At 67.8% G+C, this 20,203-nt stretch carries 22 protein-coding genes; 10 read left to right on the plus strand and 12 right to left on the minus strand.

All coding sequences use genetic code 11. The features are described from left to right. Positions 1-115: 115 nt before the first annotated feature. From KBX50_RS04455 to KBX50_RS04475, 5 genes are all read left to right on the plus strand, one after another. Positions 116-829: a hypothetical protein gene (locus tag KBX50_RS04455; RefSeq protein ID WP_210934867.1), complete on the plus strand. Its 714-nt coding sequence runs from the start codon at positions 116-118 to the stop codon at positions 827-829. Between the two features lie 125 nt (positions 830-954). Next, positions 955-1,548, plus strand: a complete 594-nt coding sequence (locus tag KBX50_RS04460) for a hypothetical protein (protein WP_210934869.1) — start codon at positions 955-957, stop codon at positions 1,546-1,548. A 6-nt stretch (positions 1,549-1,554) separates the two neighbouring features. Next, a complete protein-coding gene (locus KBX50_RS04465) occupies positions 1,555-1,695 on the plus strand; it encodes a hypothetical protein (RefSeq protein WP_210934871.1) in 141 nt (46 codons plus the stop codon). A gap of 102 nt (positions 1,696-1,797) precedes the next feature. Beyond that, positions 1,798-2,526, plus strand: coding sequence for a bifunctional 2-polyprenyl-6-hydroxyphenol methylase/3-demethylubiquinol 3-O-methyltransferase UbiG (locus tag KBX50_RS04470; protein WP_210934872.1), 729 nt, complete (start codon positions 1,798-1,800; stop codon positions 2,524-2,526). Positions 2,527-2,951: 425 nt separating this feature from the next. Beyond that, positions 2,952-3,734, plus strand: a complete 783-nt coding sequence (locus tag KBX50_RS04475; protein WP_210934479.1) for a transposase family protein — start codon at positions 2,952-2,954, stop codon at positions 3,732-3,734. A gap of 41 nt (positions 3,735-3,775) precedes the next feature. Here KBX50_RS04475 and KBX50_RS04480 read toward each other — a convergent pair whose 3' ends face one another. From KBX50_RS04480 to KBX50_RS04495, 4 genes are all read right to left on the minus strand, one after another. Continuing rightward, entirely contained in the window at positions 3,776-4,360 is a 585-nt protein-coding gene (locus tag KBX50_RS04480) for a DinB family protein (protein WP_210935141.1), read from the minus strand. Between the two features lie 97 nt (positions 4,361-4,457). Beyond that, positions 4,458-5,633: a zinc-dependent alcohol dehydrogenase gene (locus KBX50_RS04485; RefSeq protein ID WP_210935143.1), complete on the minus strand. Its 1,176-nt coding sequence runs from the start codon at positions 5,631-5,633 to the stop codon at positions 4,458-4,460. Next, entirely contained in the window at positions 5,630-6,460 is an 831-nt protein-coding gene (locus KBX50_RS32650) for an SRPBCC family protein (protein ID WP_307870844.1), read from the minus strand. The genes KBX50_RS04485 and KBX50_RS32650 overlap by 4 nt, the downstream gene beginning before the upstream one ends. Before the next feature lie 580 nt (positions 6,461-7,040). Then, entirely contained in the window at positions 7,041-7,622 is a 582-nt protein-coding gene (locus tag KBX50_RS04495) for a type 1 glutamine amidotransferase domain-containing protein (RefSeq protein ID WP_210934873.1), read from the minus strand. Positions 7,623-7,862: 240 nt separating this feature from the next. Between KBX50_RS04495 and KBX50_RS04500 the strand changes: the two genes are divergently transcribed. Beyond that, on the plus strand, positions 7,863-8,705 hold the full coding sequence (locus tag KBX50_RS04500; RefSeq protein WP_210934874.1) for an aldo/keto reductase: 843 nt from the start codon (positions 7,863-7,865) through the stop codon (positions 8,703-8,705). Between the two features lie 49 nt (positions 8,706-8,754). On the opposite strand, the gene KBX50_RS04505 is transcribed toward KBX50_RS04500, so the two are convergent. The 3 genes from KBX50_RS04505 to KBX50_RS04515 all read right to left on the minus strand — a co-directional run bounded on the left by KBX50_RS04505 (position 8,755) and on the right by KBX50_RS04515 (position 12,607). Then, entirely contained in the window at positions 8,755-10,917 is a 2,163-nt protein-coding gene (locus KBX50_RS04505; RefSeq protein ID WP_307870845.1) for a glycogen debranching N-terminal domain-containing protein, read from the minus strand. A gap of 656 nt (positions 10,918-11,573) precedes the next feature. After that, positions 11,574-12,254 carry a TMEM175 family protein gene (locus tag KBX50_RS04510; RefSeq protein WP_210934876.1) on the minus strand — a complete coding sequence of 227 codons (681 nt, stop codon included), beginning with the start codon at positions 12,252-12,254 and terminating at the stop codon, positions 11,574-11,576. A 65-nt stretch (positions 12,255-12,319) separates the two neighbouring features. Then, positions 12,320-12,607: a hypothetical protein gene (locus KBX50_RS04515; RefSeq protein WP_247673082.1), complete on the minus strand. Its 288-nt coding sequence runs from the start codon at positions 12,605-12,607 to the stop codon at positions 12,320-12,322. A 553-nt stretch (positions 12,608-13,160) separates the two neighbouring features. Between KBX50_RS04515 and KBX50_RS04520 the strand changes: the two genes are divergently transcribed. The 4 genes from KBX50_RS04520 to KBX50_RS04535 all read left to right on the plus strand — a co-directional run bounded on the left by KBX50_RS04520 (position 13,161) and on the right by KBX50_RS04535 (position 15,846). Continuing rightward, positions 13,161-13,766: a tyrosine-type recombinase/integrase gene (locus KBX50_RS04520; protein ID WP_247673163.1), complete on the plus strand. Its 606-nt coding sequence runs from the start codon at positions 13,161-13,163 to the stop codon at positions 13,764-13,766. A 540-nt stretch (positions 13,767-14,306) separates the two neighbouring features. Next, entirely contained in the window at positions 14,307-14,897 is a 591-nt protein-coding gene (locus KBX50_RS04525; RefSeq protein ID WP_210934877.1) for a winged helix-turn-helix domain-containing protein, read from the plus strand. Next, positions 14,894-15,394, plus strand: a complete 501-nt coding sequence (locus KBX50_RS04530; RefSeq protein WP_210934879.1) for a cysteine dioxygenase family protein — start codon at positions 14,894-14,896, stop codon at positions 15,392-15,394. Before KBX50_RS04525 ends, KBX50_RS04530 begins: the two co-directional genes overlap by 4 nt. Next, positions 15,391-15,846: a rhodanese-like domain-containing protein gene (locus KBX50_RS04535; protein WP_374224571.1), complete on the plus strand. Its 456-nt coding sequence runs from the start codon at positions 15,391-15,393 to the stop codon at positions 15,844-15,846. Before KBX50_RS04530 ends, KBX50_RS04535 begins: the two co-directional genes overlap by 4 nt. A gap of 81 nt (positions 15,847-15,927) precedes the next feature. Here KBX50_RS04535 and KBX50_RS04540 read toward each other — a convergent pair whose 3' ends face one another. Genes KBX50_RS04540 through KBX50_RS04560 form a run of 5 tightly spaced genes read right to left on the minus strand, consistent with a single transcriptional unit; the run spans position 15,928 to position 20,158 of the window. Then, positions 15,928-16,941 carry a sulfate/molybdate ABC transporter ATP-binding protein gene (locus KBX50_RS04540; protein ID WP_210934881.1) on the minus strand — a complete coding sequence of 338 codons (1,014 nt, stop codon included), beginning with the start codon at positions 16,939-16,941 and terminating at the stop codon, positions 15,928-15,930. Further along, entirely contained in the window at positions 16,938-17,777 is an 840-nt protein-coding gene (locus KBX50_RS04545) for a sulfate ABC transporter permease (protein ID WP_210934883.1), read from the minus strand. Before KBX50_RS04545 ends, KBX50_RS04540 begins: the two co-directional genes overlap by 4 nt. Then, the gene (gene cysT / locus KBX50_RS04550) at positions 17,770-18,618 is read right to left on the minus strand and encodes a sulfate ABC transporter permease subunit CysT (RefSeq protein WP_210934885.1); all 849 of its coding nucleotides are present in this window, start codon (positions 18,616-18,618) and stop codon (positions 17,770-17,772) included. Before cysT ends, KBX50_RS04545 begins: the two co-directional genes overlap by 8 nt. Next, the gene (locus KBX50_RS04555; RefSeq protein ID WP_210934887.1) at positions 18,615-19,634 is read right to left on the minus strand and encodes a sulfate ABC transporter substrate-binding protein; all 1,020 of its coding nucleotides are present in this window, start codon (positions 19,632-19,634) and stop codon (positions 18,615-18,617) included. The genes cysT and KBX50_RS04555 overlap by 4 nt, the downstream gene beginning before the upstream one ends. Then, a complete protein-coding gene (locus KBX50_RS04560) occupies positions 19,631-20,158 on the minus strand; it encodes an Rrf2 family transcriptional regulator (protein WP_307870852.1) in 528 nt (175 codons plus the stop codon). The genes KBX50_RS04555 and KBX50_RS04560 overlap by 4 nt, the downstream gene beginning before the upstream one ends. Between the last annotated feature and the right edge of the window lie 45 nt (positions 20,159-20,203).

The following is a 20,203-nucleotide window of genomic DNA, read 5'->3' on the forward strand; positions in this document are numbered from 1 at the left end:
TGGACGGCGCAGAACCGCATCAGCTGCGTATTACGGGGGGTTCAGCACCCCACGCGGTACGAGGGGCATCCGGCGCACTAGCATTGCTGCGTTCCAGCGGCTGAAACGAGGCGAGATGCGTTGGCTCCGGCAGTTGCTCGGTAGCAAGCGGGTCCAGCTCGATCCAGGGCGGCAGCAGGCACTGCTGCGGGATGTCCGGCACCGGTACGGCGTCGGCTCGCCGGTCCGGTTTCCGGAGCAGGTCGAAGCGATCACCCGGATGCTGGACGACGACGACGGCCTGGTGGTGGCGGCCCAGATGGTGAGCGAGGTCGCCGACGAGGCTCACGCGGACCTGCAGGCCCAAGCCCACGACGTGCACCGACGTACGGGCCGGCGACTCCTGGTGCACCGCCGGAGCTACCGACCGCTGTGGAAGGAGGCCGGGCGGGCGCTGCGGTGGCCACTGTTCGCGCTGCCGGGCGGCCTCCATCCGTACGCGCAGGTGAGCGCCGCCGTCGCAGTGGTCGGCAGCCGCGCGTCCCGGCTCGGCCAGGTGACCGACCCGGACCTGCTCCTGGTTCGCGTGTTCGAGGTGCTCGATCTCACCGTCATCGGCTGCGAGTACGGCCAGGTACGGGTGGACACCGACGCCGCAGCCCTGGCCGACCGACTGATCTCGACCGCCGGACAGGTTCTCGCGGTCATCGACGACCCACCCCGGCTGCCTCCTCCGGTCCGCGAGGCGATGCGCCGCAACAACACCCTCGACGTCCACGATCCAACCGGGCCTCAAGTGGTCGGCGGCATCAATCTGGGCGCGCGGATGCGGGAGAGTCTGCTGGTGTAGAACACCGCCAGCCAGCGGTCCGGCCCGCCACGAGCGGGTCAATCTGGTCTGGTAGTGGCCGAAGTACGACCAGACGGTTTATCTCTATGGTTGACTCTCAGCGCGAACCTGGATATTCCACAGGTATGGATCTGATGCGGCGCGGCTGGCCGGTCATCGTCGGGGCGATGCTGGTGTTGGCCGCGAGCCTGCTGCCGTGGTTCCGCACCAGATGGGCTGACGGAGACGGTTGGGCCACCAACTCGGCGACCGCGTGGGCGTCGTCCACCTGGTGGGCCGCTGCGGTGACCGCCTGCCTGCTCGCCGCCGCCGCCGGGCTGCTCGGCCTTCACCTGCAATCGGGGGCCATGCTGCGCTGGGGTGCGGCAGGCCTCGCCACGGCCGCCGTCGCGGTCACCGCCGTAACGTGGCTGCGCATCCCTCCGCTGACCGAGGGCACCGGCATGGCCTGGTCCACCGCTGGCGCCGAGTCCCGCGGCGTGGGCGACATTGTCCGCGACGGCCTGGTGCTGGTCCGCATCGACGGACTCACCCAGGAGGTCGGCTGGGGCGTTCACGCCGGACTCGCCGCCATGAGCCTACTCACCGCCGTGCTGATCAGCAGGGCTGTGCGACCCGGACGCCCCGGTCAGACACGCGCCTCGGGACACTGCGTTGTTGGGGTACGGCGGTGGGATCACCGACAACGGCAGACGCCGCCCGGTCGAAGCTTCCCGTAGCACCAGTTGGACAACCGGGCTCGCCGGTGGTGGAGCGACCTTTATGAGCTCTGCCCAGACGAGTTGCTCAATGAGCTGAACGACGGCGCCCGTGACTACGCCAAGATCACCGCGCTGCTCCGCGAGTACCGAGCACAGAAGCGGTAACGCAGTACACCAGGCCGCCGCGTTCGGTGGGGCACGAGCGGTATCGCAACCGCTTCGATTATTGCCGGTCGCGGACATTCCGTATCGCTACGGTTCTGTGCCATGCCCGACGCGATCTTTGCCCACCCGCGCCTCGCGCCTGTCTACGATGCGTTCGATGGCGACCGCGCAGACCTCGACGCATATCTTCGCATCGTCGACGAGTTCGACGCGCGACACGTGCTCGACATCGGATGCGGTACCGGATCCCTGGCCGTCCTGCTGGCAAGAAGCGGACGACATGTGACCGGCGTTGATCCCGCCGCCGCCTCCCTCGACGCGGCGGTATCCAAAACCGGCGACGCATCGGTCACCTGGCTCCACGGGGATGCCACGACGCTCCCCGCGCTGTCAGTTGACATCGCGCTGATGACCGGCAACGTGGCTCAAGTCTTCCTTGACGACGATGACTGGATCGCGACACTCCAGGGCATCCATGGCGCGCTACGCGACGGCGGCCACCTCGTGTTCGAAACGAGACGCCCGCAGCGCCGCGCCTGGGAGGAATGGGCCGTCGACACTGACCCCGTCATCCGAAATCTTCCTGGCATCGGTGAGGTCGAACGGCGCATGGAAGTCACCAGGGTGGCGCTGCCATATGTCTCCTTCCGGTACACGTACACCTTCGCCTCTGACGGCTTCTCAGTGGAGTCGGACTCCACCCTCAGGTTCCGCAGTCGAGCAGAGGTTGAGGAGACCCTGGTGACCAACGGTTTCACCACCATCGACGTCCGCGAGGCCCCAGACCGCCCTGGGCGGGAGTACGTGTTCGTGGCGCAACGAACGCACTGACCACACCAACACTGAACGATGGACGCCCTGCTCAGGAGCGTCCTCGCGCCTGCCCATGAGCAGCGGCTGCGTTCCGTGACGCCCGGTCCGCGGCAAATCTGCCTGCCTCCGCCGCGATCGCGCGTATGGTTGCGCCCGCGTACCCAGCCGCCACAAACACCGGCCCCGTAGCCTCAAGGACCCGTCGCCTGGTGCGCCGGGCTCCCGCCTCGCGACGGCTCGACCGGTAAGAGCGGGTGGCCTTGTCTTCGGTGAAGCTCACCCACACCACAGGTGACTATGGTTGGCCCATAGTCAATGAGCCCTTTTCATCCTGACCCTGCAGGTCAGAGGAGGTGTGCGTAGCCCCGGGATCGATGAGGGCGAGGCTCCAGGTAAGACAGCAAATCGACCAAAACCCGATGCCCCGACCGGGAGCCTCGCCTGTGCTGTCTTACCCGTCCACGATCTCGTTGTCCAGCCGGACCCTCAACCACCTCGCCGACCGCATCCGCCAGCACCGTAACCAGCAACGATCCAGGTGGCGGCGCCTCGACGCGGGACGCCAGGCACTACTCGCCCTTGCCCATCTACGTAACGGCGACACATACACCCGGCTGGCCTGCGGGTTCGCGATCGGCGTCGCCACCGCCTGGCGCTACGTGCAGGAAGCGACCGCCCTGCTCGCGGCATCCGCCGACGACCTGGCCACCGCGATGAAACGCATCCGCATGCTGGCGTACGCGATCCTGGACGGCACCCTGATCCCGATCGACCGGATCGCCGACCAGAAGCCCTACTACTCGGGAAAACACAAACGCCACGGCGTGAACGTGCAGGTCATCGCCGACGCAGCGGGCCGCCTCGTCTGGGCATCGCCCGCGCTACCCGGATCGGCTCACGACCTGACCGCTGCCCGCACGCACGGCATCATCGACGCGCTGACCAGTGCACACGTGATGACCTTCGCGGACAAGGGCTATCAGGGCGCCCACGGCAGCGTGCGTACCCCGTTCAAGCGGCGCCGCTTCCGGCCGAAGCTGTCACGCAGGCAGAAAGCCGTGAACCGCGCCCACGCGAAGATCCGCGCCCGCGGTGAGCGAGCGATTGCCACGCTCAAGACCTGGAAGATCCTCGCCAAGCTGCGCTGCTGCCCACGCCGAGCCACCGCGATCGTGCAGGCCATCCTCGTCCTGCACCACACCGAATCCAACCGCTACACAGGATGAAAAAGGCTCAATAACGCTGGGCGGCGCGGGCCATGTCTCAGCTAAGCCTTGATTGGTGCGGCCGACCTGGCGGCCTGCTCGATCTTCGCGCAGTAGGCTGCACGGGCTTCCTCGTCGATCTGCTGCTCGTGTTCGGCGCGCAACCCGGTCCGGCCGTCGAGGCCCTCGCGCAGGATATCGGCGTGCCCGGCATGCCGGATTGACTCACCGAGGACATGGACCATGATGGCGAACAGGTTCGTGTCGGCATAAGGCTCCGGCCACCACGGCACGTGGCCGGGGGCGTCGAGACGGAGCTCGTTGATCGTCGAGTCCGAGTGTTCCCACGTGCGCCGGTAGAACGCGATGATCTGATCGCAGGTCTCGTCCTCAGCCGCCCACAGATCGCTGCCGTTGGAGTCCTGCCACCGGGGCAGCGGTTCCGGAGAAGGGCGGTCGAAAACCTCGCCGAAGTACCTGGTCTCGACGGTGGCCACATGCTTGACCAGACCGATCAGGTTGGTCCCGGTCGCTGTCAAAGGTCGACGGGCGTCGTACTCGGACAAGCCGTCGAGCTTCCAGAGCAGCGCCTCGCGGTCCCGCCGCAGTCTCCCGTGCAGGTTGTCTTTCGCGAACTCATCATTCATGCGGCATGAGCCTGCCATGGGCTACTCGTGGTCTCCACCGGCGCTCACACCGGAAACGCTCAGCCACACCAACGACCGAACTCGGAACACTGCGTCTTCAGGGTTTGAGGACGATCTTCTCGCAGTTGTCCTGCTTGTTCTTGAAGATCTCGAAGCCGCGTTCCGCCTCGTCGAGCGGCAGGGTGTGGGTGATGACCCGGGTGGGATCGATCTCGCCACGATCGATGCGCTGCAGCAGCGGTTTCATGTAGCGCTGAACGTGGCATTGACCGGTACGCAGCGTCAGCGCCCGGTTCATCCACGCGCCGGCGGGAAACTTGTCGAGGAAGCCGCCGTACACGCCGATCACCGACACGATGCCGCCGCTTCTGCACGACATGATCGCCTGCCGTAGCGCGTGCGGGCGCTCGGTCTCCGAGCGGACTGCCTGCTTGACCCGGTCGTAGGCGTAGAGGGGCATGCTGCCGTGGCTGGCCTCCATGCCGACCGCGTCGATGCACTTGTCCGGTCCCCGCCCACCGGTGAGTTCCAGCAGCCGGGATCGCACGTCCACTTCCTCGAAGTTCACCGGCGTGTGGCCCGCCCGTTCGGCCATTTGCAGCCGGTACGGCTCCTTGTCGATGGCGATGACCTTTGCGGCGCCGAGCACCCGGGCGCTGTCCATGGCGAACTGGCCGACCGGGCCGGCGCCCCACACCGCCACCACGTCGGTGGGCTGGATGTCACACATCTCGGCACCCATGTAGCCGGTGGGCAGGATGTCGGAGAGGAACAGCACCTGCTCGTCGGTCAGGTCGGACTCGATCTTCAGCGGACCGACGTCGGCGAACGGCACCCGCGCGTACTGTGCCTGACCGCCGGCGAAGCCGCCGGTCAGATGGGAATAGCCGAAGATCCCGGCGACCGGGTGGCCGAACATCTTCTCCGCGATCCCGGCATTGGGGTTGGAATTTTCGCAGCAGGAGTACAGCTCGGCGGCGCAGGCGCCGCACGCGCCGCAGGCGATCGGGAAGGGAACGACAACGCGGTCTCCGACGCGCAACCGACCTGGGTCGACGCCCCGGCCGACCTCGATCACTTCGCCCATGAACTCGTGACCCATGACGTCGCCGTCCTGCATCGTGGGGACATACCCATCGACCAGGTGCAGGTCCGAGCCACAGATCGCGGTGGAAGTGATCCGTACGATGGCATCGCGCTCGTTCAGAAGCCTGGGGTCCGGTACGTCACGAACCTTGACCTTGTTGCGTCCCGCCCAGGTGTTCGCCCTCACGCGTCCGCTCCCTTCGCGAGGTCGGAGTCCGACAGCGGTTGCGCCGGCCGCTGCGGAAACTCCTTGCGGGCCCGCTTGCCCCACGGGGCGCCCTCGGATCGGACCACCTGGCTGGTCTCCAGCACCTGCTTGAGGCGGCGCAGATCGTCGTCGAGCTGCTGGTGTGGCTCCTCGCCGAAGTACTTGGCCACCGCTTTGCCGACCGCGCCGCCCGGAATGTCGTACGACATGACGACGTGCACCTCGGTGCTGACACCGTCCGGGGCCGGCACAAAGCGAACCGTGCCGGAATTCGGCACGTCGGCGTTGCCGGCCGACCGCCACCCGATCCTCTCGCCGGTCGCATCGTCGACGATCTCCGCGTCCCACTCGACGCTCTTGCCGAACGGAGCGCTGGCGGACCAATGGCTCGTACGGTCACCGGTGGCGCGGACCTCCTCCAGGTGTGCCATGAACGTCGGGAGGTTGCCGAGATCGCGCCAGAACGCGTACACCTGCGGTGGGGGTTTGCGGATGGTCGTCGTGGCTGTCAGCTCCATGAATCCTCCTTCGCGCAAGCCCCGTGCCGCCCGCACCGAGCCGATTTCCTTCGACCGGGTTGCCTGGGCGGCCGTCAGCAGGTCGACCACCGTGATCCCGATGATGGCGCCCGTAACACCGATGAGGCGTCGCCGGCGTCGCCCGCTGCAGTGGGCGATGGCAATTCCGAGCGCGGCCAGGTCCATCGCATCGCCCATAACCCGGGTCCACGCCCAGATGCCCTTTCTCCGGCTCTTCAGGAGCCCGGCCGCGTGTAACAGTTCCCGCGCCCCGACCAGCTGCACCACCGCCCGGGACGTCGGGGAGTCGTCCACGCCGCTGATCCGGCGCACAGTGTCCGATGCCGTTAGCTGTGCCACGCCCAGACCGAGACTCATCCAGCCGAGCCCGCGCCCCCGCCGCTGCACATCGTCCTGTCTGGCCTGCGCTGCCTCTCGGGCTGCTAGTTGAGTCACGGGTAGCCTCCATATGCGGTCGCACCCCGGGGCAAGCATTCCGCTTCACGACGGTCGGGGCGCGACCCGTAGGGGCCGGGAATACCCCTTTCAAACCACCCCAACCCGCTCACCGATGCTCGGTTGGATGGGTTTCCCTGTCCCGGTGCTCAGCACGATGTCACGGCCGCGGACGCCAGGATTGGTACGGGGGCCAGCCACGCGAACACCTCGTCGATCAGGTACCCGCCGTCCACTCGTACCAGATGCGCCAGCCGCCCGAGCCCGGCCCGCCGCTGTTGGCGCGGTACGGCGGGCGTTGAGTCTGGGTCGAACAGCCGCTGCCAGGCGGAGCGGTGGCCCTGCGGCCGGCGGGACGGCCGCCGCAGGGCTCAGGCCCGGCCTAGCTTCCTCGACACAGAGCCCCACCGGGTCACGCCGTCGCCATTTGGCGGACGTCTTCGCCCTGGACGAACTCCTCGACCATCTTGGCGCAGAAGGCCGGAAGGTCGCTGGGGTTGCGGCTGGTGACCAATCCGTTGTCGATCTGTACCTGCTGGTCGACCCAGGTTCCGCCGGCGTTTTGGATGTCGGTGCGCAGGCTGGGGAACGAGGTGACGGTCCGGCCGTTGACCATTCCGGTCTCGACCAACGACCAGGGTCCGTGGCAGATCGCTGCCACCGGCTTTTGTTGCTGGAAGAACGCCCGGACGAAGTCCATCGCCTGTGGGTTCATCCGGAGCCGGTCGGGGTTGACCGTTCCGCCCGGCAGCAACAGGGCGTCGTAGTCGGCCGGATCGGCCTCGTCCAGGGTCCGGTCCACCCGATAGCGGTTGGCCGGATTGATGTCCTGGTTCATCGACTGGATCTCGCCGGACTTCAACGAGATCAGGTGGACCTCGGCCCCCGCCTGCTCCGCGGCGGTCCGGGACTGGGTGTACTCCACATCCTCCACCCCGTCGGCGGCGAGGCAAGCGACTCGCTTGCCGGTCAGTGGCTGCTGGCTCTGCGCCATCTCTGCGACCTTCCCTTCGCGGCGCCGCCCCGTAGGCGGCGCATCGCTCGAACGCGGCCGCCTTCCCGGTGCGGGCGCGGGCAAACAGACAAGCGAACGTCACTCAAGGGCGCGTATGCGACCACCGCCCCTCTGCACAGCGATGGCCGGCGCGGAGAAGATCCGCTACCAGGTGTGCTGCCCCTCGCAGCGGGTAACGCAGGCAACCCACTGGTGCTAAAGCTCCAGAAAGGCCACGACATGACCCTCGCTGCCGAAGCGATCGAACTGCCGTCCGGCCAGACCATGCCCGTGCTCGGCCAGGGAACCTGGTACCTCGGCGAGCGCCCCGCGAGGCGGCAGGACGAGATAGCCGCCTTACGGACCGGGCTCGACCTGGGCATGACCATGATTGACACTGCGGAGATGTACGGTGACGGCGCCTCCGAGGAACTCGTCGGCGAGGCGATCGTCGGACGACGCGCTGACGTCTTTCTGGTCGACAAGGTGCTCCCGTCCAACGCCAGCCGACGGGGAACCGTGCAAGCCTGTCGCCGCAGCCTGCAACGACTCGGCGTCGATCACATCGACCTCTACCTCCTGCACTGGCGCGGCTCACATCCACTCGCGGAGACGATCGAGGCGTTCGCCGAACTCGTCGACGCCGGCGACATCGGGCAGTGGGGCGTGAGCAACTTCGATCTTTCCGACATGACGGACCTGTTCGATGCGGGTGGCAGCGCCTGCGCGACCAACCAGATCCTGTACAACCTCACCCGCCGCGGTCCCGAGTACGACCTGCTGCCGTGGCTACGCGAGCACCGAATCCCGGTGATGGCGTACTCGCCGATCGAGCAGGGCCGACTACTCGGCCACCCCCAAGTCGCCGAGACCGCCGCCCGGCACGAGGTCACGCCCGCTCAGGTGGCGCTGGCCTGGCTGCTGCGGCAGGAGAGGGTTGCGGCCATCCCCCGGTCGTCCAACCCCGAACACACCCGCCAGAACGCGGAAACGCGCGACCTGCAACTGAGCGCGGAGGACGTGGCGGCACTCGACACCGCGTTCCCGCCGCCGACCGGCCCGCAACCGCTGGAGATGTTGTAGCGTCTCGTCTCAGCGGTCAGACCGCCCACCCCGTGGCTGCTCCCGGGCGCTAGCCAGCGGCGAGCCGGACGTACGAGTTTCTCCCGATCGCCTCCACGTCCCAGCGCTTGCCGAAGGCGTTTGTGCCGGCCAGCCGGACCCGACCGATCTCCTCGGGAATCTGCGGGTCGAGGACGAGCTGACCATCCCGGGCATCGAGTCCGAGCATGGTGCGCAGGAAGAGCAGGGGTGCTCCACTCGCCCAAGCTTGGGGGCTGCAGGCGGTCGGGTACGGGACGGGCAGCCGGCCGAAGGGCCGGTCGTACCCGGTGAACGCCTCGGGCAGGCGGAAGTCGGAGTAGGTGGCCGCCTTCAGCAACCCCAGGATGATCCGGTTCGCTTCCTGGCGGAAGCCGTACCGGGCGAGCCCGTGGGCGATCAGCGAGTTGTCGTGCGGCCACACGGTGCCCATGTGGTAGGCGATCGGGTTGTAGCCACGGTCCTGCGTCGAGGTGGTGCGTACCCCCCAGCCGGAGTAGAGGCCATCCGACATCAGTTGGCGCGCCACCACCGCGGCCCGGTCGGGCGGCACTATCCCGCTCCACAGCAGGTGACCCATATTCGATGTCATCGAGTCGATCCGACGCTTGTCCCCGTCCAACCCGACCGCGTAATAGCCGCCCCGCTCCTCGATCCAGAAGTCCCGGTTGAAGCTCTGGAACAGCTGGCCCGCCTCGGTATGCAGCCGCCGGGCCAGCATCGGGTCGTCGAGCGGGCCGTAGGCCAGTTCGGCCAGACGAAGCTTTGCGTCGTACGTGTAGCCCTGGATCTCGCAGGTGGCGATCGGCAGCACGGGAATGGACCCGTCGGCGAACTGGATACCGTCCCACGAATCACGCCAGCACTGGTTGCCCAACCCCTGCGCCGATCGCGTGGAATACTCGACGTAGCCGTCCCGGTCCTGGTCACCGTACTCGTCGATCCAGCGCAGCGCCGCGTACGCATTGTCGCGCAGCTCGCGGACCAGGTCATCGTCGCGGGTGAAGCGCCAGTACTCCGACAGCAGGATCAGCCACAGTTGGGTGGCGTCGGCGGTTCCGTAGTACGGGTCGTAGGGCTTGAGGCCGAGCTTGGTCAGCTCGCCGGTGCGCACCTCGTGCAGGATCTTGCCCGGCTCCTCGTCGGTGAAGTCGTCGACCATGGTCCCCTGGTGCATCGCCAGCTTCTTCAGCGCCCCATGCGCGAGGTGCGGCCCGAAGGCCACCGTCTGGTACGCGGTGATCAACGTGTCCCTGCCGAAGAGGCCGAGGAACCAGGGCAACCCGGCCGCGGGCAGCACGAGCGGCTCGTCCCGTGGCCGCACCTCGATCCGCAACGCGATCAAATCCCGTATCGACTTCTCGTACACATCCCGCAGCGCCTCGGAGTCCGTCCGCAGGACCGGCAACGCGGCCCGCCACCGCGAGGCGGGGTCGTCCGCGTCGTCCTCGAAGGTCTCGCCGAGTTCCCTATGGGCGGGCAGCAGGTAGCTGGGCCCGAACCGCAACGGCACCTGCATGTCGCAGTGCCACCCTCGATCCGGATCGAGGGTGAGATCCCAGATCAGATCATCGCCCTCGATCCGGCTGGCCGGCGGGTCCGCCCGCACTTCGGTCCGGGCCTCGAACGACCCGTTCCGGTACGTGAATTCAAGATGTGCGCCGTCCGCCGCATGGTTGCGGGTGATCTGCGCGGACCGGTCGCGGACCTCCTCCTTGACCTCCAGGATGTCCGCGAAGTCGTTGCCGACCGCCAGGCGGAGCTGAACCGACACCGGTTTCTGGGCGAAGGAGAGCATCTCGACCCGTTCGCGCATGCCATCGCCGATGACCCGACGTCGGCGGACGCCGAGGATGTTCGGGGGCAGGCCGGGTAGATCCGGATTGGTCAGGAAAAACGCCGCGGAGTAGTGCTCGATGGTGCCCGAACTCAGGACGAGCAACGGCGAGCCGTTGACCGTGAGTTCCCACCTGTTGAGGAACCTGGTGTCGGCGCGCATCAACCCGCCGATTGAGTTCCGGGGGACGTCACCAGCGGCGTTGGAGAACATGAAGGTGAGCCCGTCGAGCACCGCGACGGTGGCCGGACCCAGATCCGGTGGCAGCTTGCGGACGGTCCGGCTGGGGATCCGCTCGTTCGGCGTGAGACCCGGCGTCGGGTCGGCCGGGGTGGGGCGTCGGCTTGGCGTGGTCACGGCGAACCTCCGCGGGAGGGTAGACGTTTGCATTATCGCCGAGTCCCATTCCACCCACGCCGAGATGCCACAAGTGCTGCGGACACGTCTCCTGCTCACCCCAGCACGCGCCGCGACCGCAAGTCGGGGTTCCGTAGGGTGGGGTCCCTGAGAAGGTTGTTCGGGACCGAGGCGGGAAGCCACGACAAAGGTAGGGCAGCCCGGCGCAGGCAATCGACAGCCCCGCCCGCCTGCGGGAGGTCAGCGGTGGTCAGCGCGGCCTCCCACCGTGCCTGAGTCCGAACGGGCGTGGCGGTCACCGCGGCCGGCCTGAACAACGGCGAGCCGTCGCCTGTGGTGACTGGGTTCGAGTCCCGGGCGGCCCACTCGAAACGGATACCCAAACGGAGGGGTCCACGAGCAGCGAAGCCGCAGGCCGGGGGGAGACCATCCAGCACACGATCGCGGTAAACCCCTATCGAACTGGAAAACCACTCGACGAGCCCTTCGACGGCGTCCACTCCGCCCGCCGCTGCACGTACCGAATCATCTACCGGATCAACGTAGCCAACCGCTTCGTGGAGATCCACTCGATCCGCCACCGGCACGACGCCTACCGCTTCTAGGCCACGGTTGGAATCGCACCCACCCGGGGTGAAAGGACCGTCCGCCCGCCCTCAGTGGGGTGGCGGAGGGCGGTGAGTGATCCGGCGGGTGAGAGGCACCTGGTGCAGACCGGCGCTGGTGACCGCGTAGAACACCGGCAGCACGACGAAGATCGCCAGGCCGGCGAGCGGCGCGAGCAGATAACCGATGAGCCCTGCGGCGACGTAGAGGATGATCCCGACGAATGCCCGCACCCGCTCGACGGGGAAGTGCCGTTCACTCACCTCTTCCCTGAGTAGGTCCTTGCGCCGGGCCAGGTAGTGGAAGAACGCCAGCCAGCTCGCGCAGAGCAGCGCGCCGACCAGCGCGTAGAAGGCGACGGCCACGCGTTGGTCCTGCTGGTTGTGCTCCTGCAACGCGGCCGAGACGACGGCGGTCGGGAACGGCAGCAGCGCGGTGCTGAACAGGATGAAGAGATTCACCCAGTGCAGCCCCCGATCGCTCTCCTTGATGCGATTGAACGCGCTCTTGTGGTTCAGCCAGACGACGGCCACGTAGGCGTATGAGGCGAGATAGGCGGCGTAACCCGGCCACTGCTCCAACAGCCCCGACAGCAGGCGACCGGGCGGTACGTCCGGCACCCGGAGATCCACCACCAGCAGCGTGATGATGATGGCCAAGACGGCGTCGCTGAACGCCACGGCACGACTGGTGTCCGACCGGGTACCGAGGTCGTCGGTTGGCCTGTTCACGGCCGGTGCCTACCCACCGACGCGGACGATAACCGGGAACAGGAGTGAGCCGGCGGTGTGCGGGCTCAGGGGTGGTACTCGCCGCGGGTGCGGGGCAGCCACTCGGGGTGGTGGTCGCGCAGGTACCGGATGAGGCCCTCGCGGACGTCGCACCGGAGGTCCCACGCACTCGGCCCGTCGTCCGCCGATGCCTGGACCTGAATGACGACGGTCTGGGGCGTCGCGTCCACCATCTGCAGCACCCACTGCTGCCGGTCCCACAGTGGTGACGATTCGACGATCCGGCTCGTCACGGCACGGAGGTCGTCCAGGTCGGGGGTGTGGTCGACGTGGAGCCGGGTCTCGCCGACCACCGACGTCTCATGCCGGGTCCAGTTCCACCGGATCGGGCTGTTTCGAGGGCGGCGAATCGACGGTCCGCCACCCTCGAACGCGGAGGGGTAACCGCAGGTCAGGCCATACCCTGCCGGTTGACCCTTCCCTCTCGGGCCGCCTTCGACCGGCCATGGTCGCGCTCGGTCCCGGCCGATCCGGTCGCGGTGCGCTCGTGTCGCTGATCCGGCGAATGCTCCACGGTGGCCCCCTGCCGGCCTCGCGCTCCGCTGCCCGGATGCCGGCGGCCCCGCGCCGACTCGCCGCCGCTGTCATGCTTGTTGCGCTTGTGGCTACCCATGCCCGGCGGGTACCCGGCGCCAGGGCACCCATGCTTTCGAGCGGGACGGCTCCGGCGAAGGATGCCGAACTGTTCGGTAGGCCGAACTCCTCGAGACGGACACGGGCGGCGGGCCGAGATCTTCTCCACCGCACTATCGGCCTGCCGACGCCGGCTACCAGGTCATCGAAGGCGACCCCAAAACCGCCGCCGGACGCCGCCCAGTCGCCCTGGACAAGCGCACCATCCAGGTACTGCGCGACCACCGACGCCGCCAACGAGATCAACAATCTCACCGAAAGGCGACCGGAAAGACGTGGACCGACTCCGGCTATGTCTTCGTCCGCAAGGATGGCAGCCCCATCCACCCCGGCTACGCCAGCGGCCGATTCCGGCTCCTGGTCAAACGCGCCGGCATCCCACCGGTACGGCTGCACGACCTGCGCCACGGCGCCGCGTCCCTCGCACACGAAGCCGGCGCCGATCTCAAGACCCTGCAGGACATGCTCGGACACTCCAGCATCGTCGTCACCGCCGACACCTACACCAGCGTCCTACCCCACTCGCAGCGCCGCTGCGCCGACGCCACCGCCCACCTCGTCCTCGCCGCCGCCCACCGCACCCGCGCCAAGATCCGTAAGAACGGCCGCCGCAACCGCCACCAACCCCGAGCGGCGGCACATACTCCAGCCCGCAAGGCACCCGACAAGCACAAGAAGCCGCAGATCAACACTTCACGGCGAAACCTATCGTCACGGAAAGTGACAACACCCGAGTGGCACCCACGTGACACCCACCGTCCACGCAGGTCAGACAGCAAAGGGTCTGACCCGCGTTACGGCAGGTCAGGCCCCTTATGATCTTGCGCGCCCGAAGGGACTCGAACCCCTAACCTTCTGATCCGTTGCTGAACATCCGAGCACCGACGGAGCACCATCACAACCGGTAACCCTTAGCGACCAGCCGTAGCAGGACGATGACCGCTACGAGCCGGAACCGTGACGACCACGGCGTCGCCCTGGCGGGTAGAGAGGTCAGCGGATCACCCGGTGGACCTGGCCGCCGGGGCTCGCCAGCGCTCGGAACCTGCGGAGGGAGGTGGAACGCGGCATGACCTGCTCGATGAAACCCTGTGAGCCGCTTCGATGTCAGCGAATTTCCACTCTTCTCCTATCGGATCAGTATGTTATTCTCCTGGCATGACCGCTCGCATGACTGGCCCGGCCGGCGCCGCAGCTGCTGGGATGCTTGTCGTTCGGCGGCATGTCGACTTCCAGCGCACCCACAGCGCTCTCTGTCGCTAGGCGAGGCCTCTCCGAGTGGCGCGCATCGGAGCAGAGCCATAAACGGTTGATCATCGCCCGCTTCTTACGCCCATGCTGGAGTCCACGATGACAGTTGTGCCTGATGTTCTGCGCCTGCCGAGTCAGCGGGCGAATCTACCCGAGCGCGAGCTCCATCTGACGATCACGGTCCACCTCAGGCTTGATGCTGCTGCCCCTCACGAAAAGGACCTGTTGCGGCAGTTGGTGGAACGACTGTCGGCGGTGAGTGCTACCGGCCGGCCGGGCTGGTTCGGCCATGTCCGTCCCGACGTCCCGGATGGTCCGGATGTGGTTCGTATCGATCCTGATGCCCGAACCGTCACTCGCGGTGGCGTTCCGGTCGAGCTGTGCCGGCGGGAGTACGACCTGTTGCTGTTCTTCGCCGAGCATCCCGGCCGGGTGTTCACCCGCACTCAAATCCTGGACGTGGTGTGGAACCAGCCATTCACGGGGCCTCGCACCGTTGATGTCCACATTCGGCGGCTGCGACACAAGCTCGGTGTCCAACCGCCGTTGATCACCACGGTGCATGGTGTGGGTTACCGGCTCGCGGCCGATGCGCCCGTCGTGTTGGTGCGCGCCCTGTACCACGGTTTTGATGGCGCAAAGGTTTCCGTCGCGCCCACCGGTCCGCTCTCGGGTCACTTACGGCGGAGGGCGGCATGAGCACGGCTGTATCTCGCACGGGGTTCGCTCCGCCTGGTACGGGTGGCGACCCGCTGGCCGTTGCCCGCTGGTACGCCGCTCGTCGCGCCGACTGGCCGCAGGTGCGGTTCGACCGGCGTCGGCGCTGGTACCAGCGCCTCGCCGCGGGGTCGGAGACTGAGGTGTGGCTGTTGAGCTGGTTGCCAGGGCAGGGCACCGATCTGCACGATCATGGCGGCTCGGCAGGGGCGTTCCTGGTGGTTGCGGGAACGTTGACCGAACGCACCCCGGTACTCGACCGAGATGGCGGGGCGTGGGGGCTGCGTCAGGGCCGGATCGGTGCCGACCAGGGTCGGGCCTTCGGCGCCCGCCACATCCACCAGGTCATCAACACGGAGGCCCAACCAGCGGTGAGCCTGCACGTCTACCGTCCCGCGCTGCGGGAGATGACCCGCTACCACCTCACGGACAACCGGCTCGTCGTGACCGCCTTGGACCGGGCCGGGGTGGACTGGTGAAGCGCAACATTCTTCCGCCGGCCGGATCCCGAGGAATCGACGAGATCCTCGCAGCGGCCCGTAGTCGGCTGCGCCGGCTGTCCCCCATCGACGCCCACGCGGCGCAGCGGGCCGGCGCCGTGATTGTCGACATCCGGCCCGCCACGCAGCGGTCCACGCACGGGGAGATCCCTGGTGCCGTGGTGATCGAACGCAACGTACTCGAGTGGCGTCTGGACCCGCGCAGTGACGCCCGGCTCGGCTTCGCCGACGGGTACGACCTTGCCGTGGTGGTGGTCTGCCAGGAGGGCTACACCTCGTCGTTGGCCGCTGCGGCGCTGCATGACCTGGGCCTGCAGCGGGCGACCGACGTGGTAGGCGGCTTCGCCGCATGGCAGGCCGGCGGCCTTCCGGTGGAAGCCGGTTCGCCGGGCCGGTCCGATCCGGCAGCAGCCCACGGCACCGCCGAATAACCCCCACTGGCCTCGGCAGACCGGGCGGCCTGCCGAGGCCGGCTTTCCCGAGAAGAGAGACTGTCCCCCGGCCGGGGTCTGTCAGTGGGAGGCCGCAAGGCTCGGCGACACCGACGAGCGGTGATCGGGGCTTGTGGCGATGGTGGTGGGACTGTTCGGCGCGACCGTCAGGTGAACCAGAGCGTTGTCGTGGAGGCCGAGGGCGAGGAACTCGTTGCGGGTGAGGGTCACGGTGACGACCTGGCCGGTGACGGTGGTGACCTCGATGCGGATCTCGAAGCCGACGCGGGTGATTCGGGTGACTCGTCCGGGCACCGCTGCCGGCTGCCCATCGCCGGTGTGGATCTGCAGGTCGTGTGGCCGGACGAGGTGGTCGCCGAGTTGGGTGACGGGGCCGAGGAAGCGCATGACGAAGTCGTTGGCCGGGCGGTCGTACAGCTCGTCCGGCGGCCCGATCTGTTCCACCCGGCCCTCGTGGATGACGACGATCTCGTCGGCGACTTCGAGTGCCTCTTCCTGGTCGTGGGTGACGAAGACGGTGGTGACGTGTACCTCGTCGTGCAGGCGGCGCAGCCAGTCCCGGAGTTCCTTGCGGACCTTGGCGTCGAGGGCGCCGAAGGGTTCGTCGAGCAGCAGCACGGTCGGTTCGACGGCGAGCGCGCGGGCCAGGGCCATGCGTTGGCGTTGGCCGCCGGACAGTTGTGACGGTAGCCGGTCGGCGAACTGTTCCAGGTGGACCAGGGCGAGCAGTTCGTCGACGCGCGTGCGGATCTCAGCCTTGGGGCGCTTGCGGATCTCCAGGCCGAAGGCCACGTTGCGGCGTACGGACAGGTGCTTGAAGGCCGCGTAGTGCTGGAACACGAAGCCGACGTTGCGTTTCTGGGGTGGGAGGCTGGTCGCGTCCACGCCGTCGATCTCGACTCGTCCGGTGTCGGCGCGTTCCAGTCCGGCGATGATGCGCAGCAGCGTGGACTTTCCTCCGCCGGAGGGGCCGAGCAGGGCCGTGAGCTGGCCGGCAGGGATGCTCACCGACACGTTGTCGAGCGCGACGAACCCTCCGAAACGCTTGCCGACGTTGGCGATTTCGATACTCAACGGTCTTCCTTCGGCCTGAGGGCGGATACGACGATGATGCTGGCCACGGCGACGAGAGCGAGGAGGAAGGCGGTGGCGTAGGCTCCGCCCTTGTCGAAGTTCAGGTACTTCTCCTCGACCACGAGCGTGGCGGTGCGGGTCTGGCCGAGCACATTGCCGGAGACGACCTTGACCGCCCCGAACTCGCCCAGCGACCGGGCGAGGCTCAACACGACCCCGTAGATCACGCCCCATTTGATCGAGGGCAGGGTGATCCGGCGGAACGTCTGCAGCGCGTTGGCGCCCAGGCTGCGGGCCGCCTGCTCCTGGTCGTCGCCGAGTTCTTCCAGCACCGGCACGACTTCCCGGATGACCAGGGGCAGCGCCACGAAGACGGTGGCCAGCACCATGCCGGGCACCGCGAAGATGATCTGCAGTCCGGTTGATTCGAGTGTCGGACCGAACCAGCCTTCCCGGCCGCCGTAGACAAGTACCAGGGCGAGCCCGACGACGATGGGTGAGACCGACAGCGGCATGTCGAGCATGGCGTTGAGCAGCCGCTTTCCGGGAAACTGGTAGCGCACGAGCAGGATCGAGATGCCGACGCCGAACACCGTGTTGATCACGACCGCGACCACCGCGATGACGACGGTGAGCCGCAGCGCGTGGGTCACGTCGGGGTCGGTGAGGATCGCGGTGAGGTCCACGAATCCGTCGGCGAAGGCGTTGCGGCCGACGAGGTACAGGGGCCAGGCCACGAGGAGGAACAGGTAGGTCGTGACCACGAGCCGCAGCAGGTAGCGGCCGGGTTTTGGACTGCCGGTTCGCGTGCGGGTCGTGGTGGAGTGGTCAGCCACGGCGCACCATCCTGCGTTGGATGAGGTCGAGCACGACGATGACGGCGAACGAGATCGCTAGTAGCACGACCGCGACCGCCGCCGCGCTGTCGGGGTTGTCGTTCTCGATGCTGCTGAGGATGCGTACGGAGGCCACCTCGGTGCGCATCGGCAGGTTGCCGGAGAGCAGGACCAGCGAGCCGTACTCGCTGACCCCCCGGGCGAACGACAGCGCCGCGCCGGCCGCGATGGCCGGGGTGAGACCCGGAAGGATGATTCGCCGGAACGTGGTGAGTCGGCTGGCGCCCAGTGATGCCGCCGCATCCTCGGCCTCCGGGTCGAGTTCGGCCAGCACCGGCTGCACGGTACGCACGATGAACGGCAGCGTGACGAACAGGAAGGCGAGGAACACCGCGGCGCGGGTGTTGGCGACGTTGACCCCCAGGGGGCTGTCCGGCCCGTAGAGCGACAGGAGTACCAGACCGGCGACGATCGTCGGCAGCGCGAACGGAACGTCGATGAGAATCTCCAGCACCCGCTTGCCGGCGAACCGGTCCCGCACCAGCACCCAGGCGATCAGGGTGCCCATGACGATGTTGACCAGGGTGACGAGTGCCGCGGTGCCCACGGTGAGGCGGATCGCGGCGGCGGTCTGCTCGTTGGTCACCGTCTGCCATAGACCAGCCCAGCTCCCCTGGGACGCGGTCACCACCACGGCGGCCAGCGGGATGAGCACGAGCAGGCTGAACCAGAGCATCGCCACGCCCAGGCCCAGGCCGGAGACAGGAGTCAGCGGCAGGCCGCCCCGGGCGGGCCGGCGAGTGACCGCCGGCCCGTCCGGAGCGAGTACGGCCGAGGTCACTGGGCCTTCCCGGAGGCCGCGATGATCTTCGACACGATGCCGTCGTTCTCGTCAAAGAACTTCTTCGACAGCGCGGACCAGCTCTCGAAATCCTTCTCCACCGTCAGCAGGTTCTGCGGGGCCGGAAACGGGTTGTTCGGGTCGAGGGCGCCCTCGACGCCGCTGGTGTCGACGCCGTCGATGATCGGGCGGAACCCCTTCAGCGCGAACTGGCGCTGGCCCTGCCTGCCCAGAACGAAGTCCAGCCACTCCTTCGCCTTCGGGTCCGCGTCCTTGAGCACCGCGCCGGGGTTTTCGATCCGGATGGTGGTCGCCGGCAGCACCCAGTCGAGGTCCTCGCCGTTCTGACGGGCCAGGATCGTCTCGTTCTCGTAGGCGAGCAGGACGTCGCCGGTGCCACCGAGGAACGCGGTGGTGGCGTCCCGGCCGCTGTTGGGCAACGCCACCACGTTCGCGAAGAGCTTGCTGACGTACTCCTCGGCCTGGGCTTCGTTTCCGCCGTTGGCGGTGATGTGCCCCCAGGCGGCGAGGGCGTTCCAGCGGGCGGAGCCCGAGGAGGCCGGGTTCGGTGTGACGATCCCGATCCCCGGCTTGACCAGGTCGTCCCAGCCCTGGATGTTCTTCGGGTTCCCCTTTCGCACCGCCAGCACGACCACCGACGAGGACACGATGCCCTTGTTCGGGCCGTCGTCCCAACTCTCGTCGACCAGCCCCTCATCGACCAGCCGGGTCACGTCGCTGGCCACCGAGAAGTGGACGTAGTCGGCCTTCAAGCCGGCCACCACCGCACGGCTCTGGTCACCCGAAGCGCCGTAGGATGTCTTGAATCCCACGCCTTCGCCCGCGTCGGTCTTGGTCCACTCGGCCGCGATCGCCTTGTTCGCCGCCTCGGGTACCGCGAACCCGACGACGTTGAGTGTCGTGCCGTCTCCGGCCGCCTGCCCACTTCCGCACGCCGAAAGCGCCAGACCGGCGACGAGAACGAGCGCGGTGCTGAGCCGATATCTGTTTCTCACGGGGTTTCCATCCTCCTTCGCCGCGCGGGAGCGCGGTGCGTCGTGGCAGGTGACACCTGCTGTTCTGCGTCGTCCGCAAACCCTCCGCGCAGCAGGTCGGCGAGGCTGGCCCGGTCGACGACCTCCTCGACGGCCCGGTGGACCGACCGCCACACCTCGCTGAGCCCGCTGGCGACGCCCTGGTACGACGTTGCGGCGACGGGCAACCCACGGACCGCGGTGATCGCCCCGACGGTGGCCCGCAGCACGTCGCCGACCCTGATCTCCTCAGGCGAACGGGTCAGCCGGTAGCCGCCGTCGGTGCCGCGGAGGCTGTCCACCAGGTCGGCCCGACGCAGGTCGAGCAGGATGCCGCTCAGGAACGGATGCGGAATCTCCTGGCTCGACGCCAGCGCGGCACCCTTCACCAACTCCGGGTGCCGCGACGCCAGCACGAGCATCGCCCGCAGGGCGTAGTCGGTGCGCGCCGAGACGTACAGGACCCACTCCCTGCTCTCCGGTTTTCCTACTTGAGATATAGGAATAGTGGACTAAGGTGGTCTCGTCAAGACCCGTCCCGCCACTCACCG

It is taken from the genome of Micromonospora sp. C51, from assembly GCF_018070435.1.
GTDB lineage: Bacteria > Actinomycetota > Actinomycetes > Mycobacteriales > Micromonosporaceae > Micromonospora > Micromonospora sediminimaris.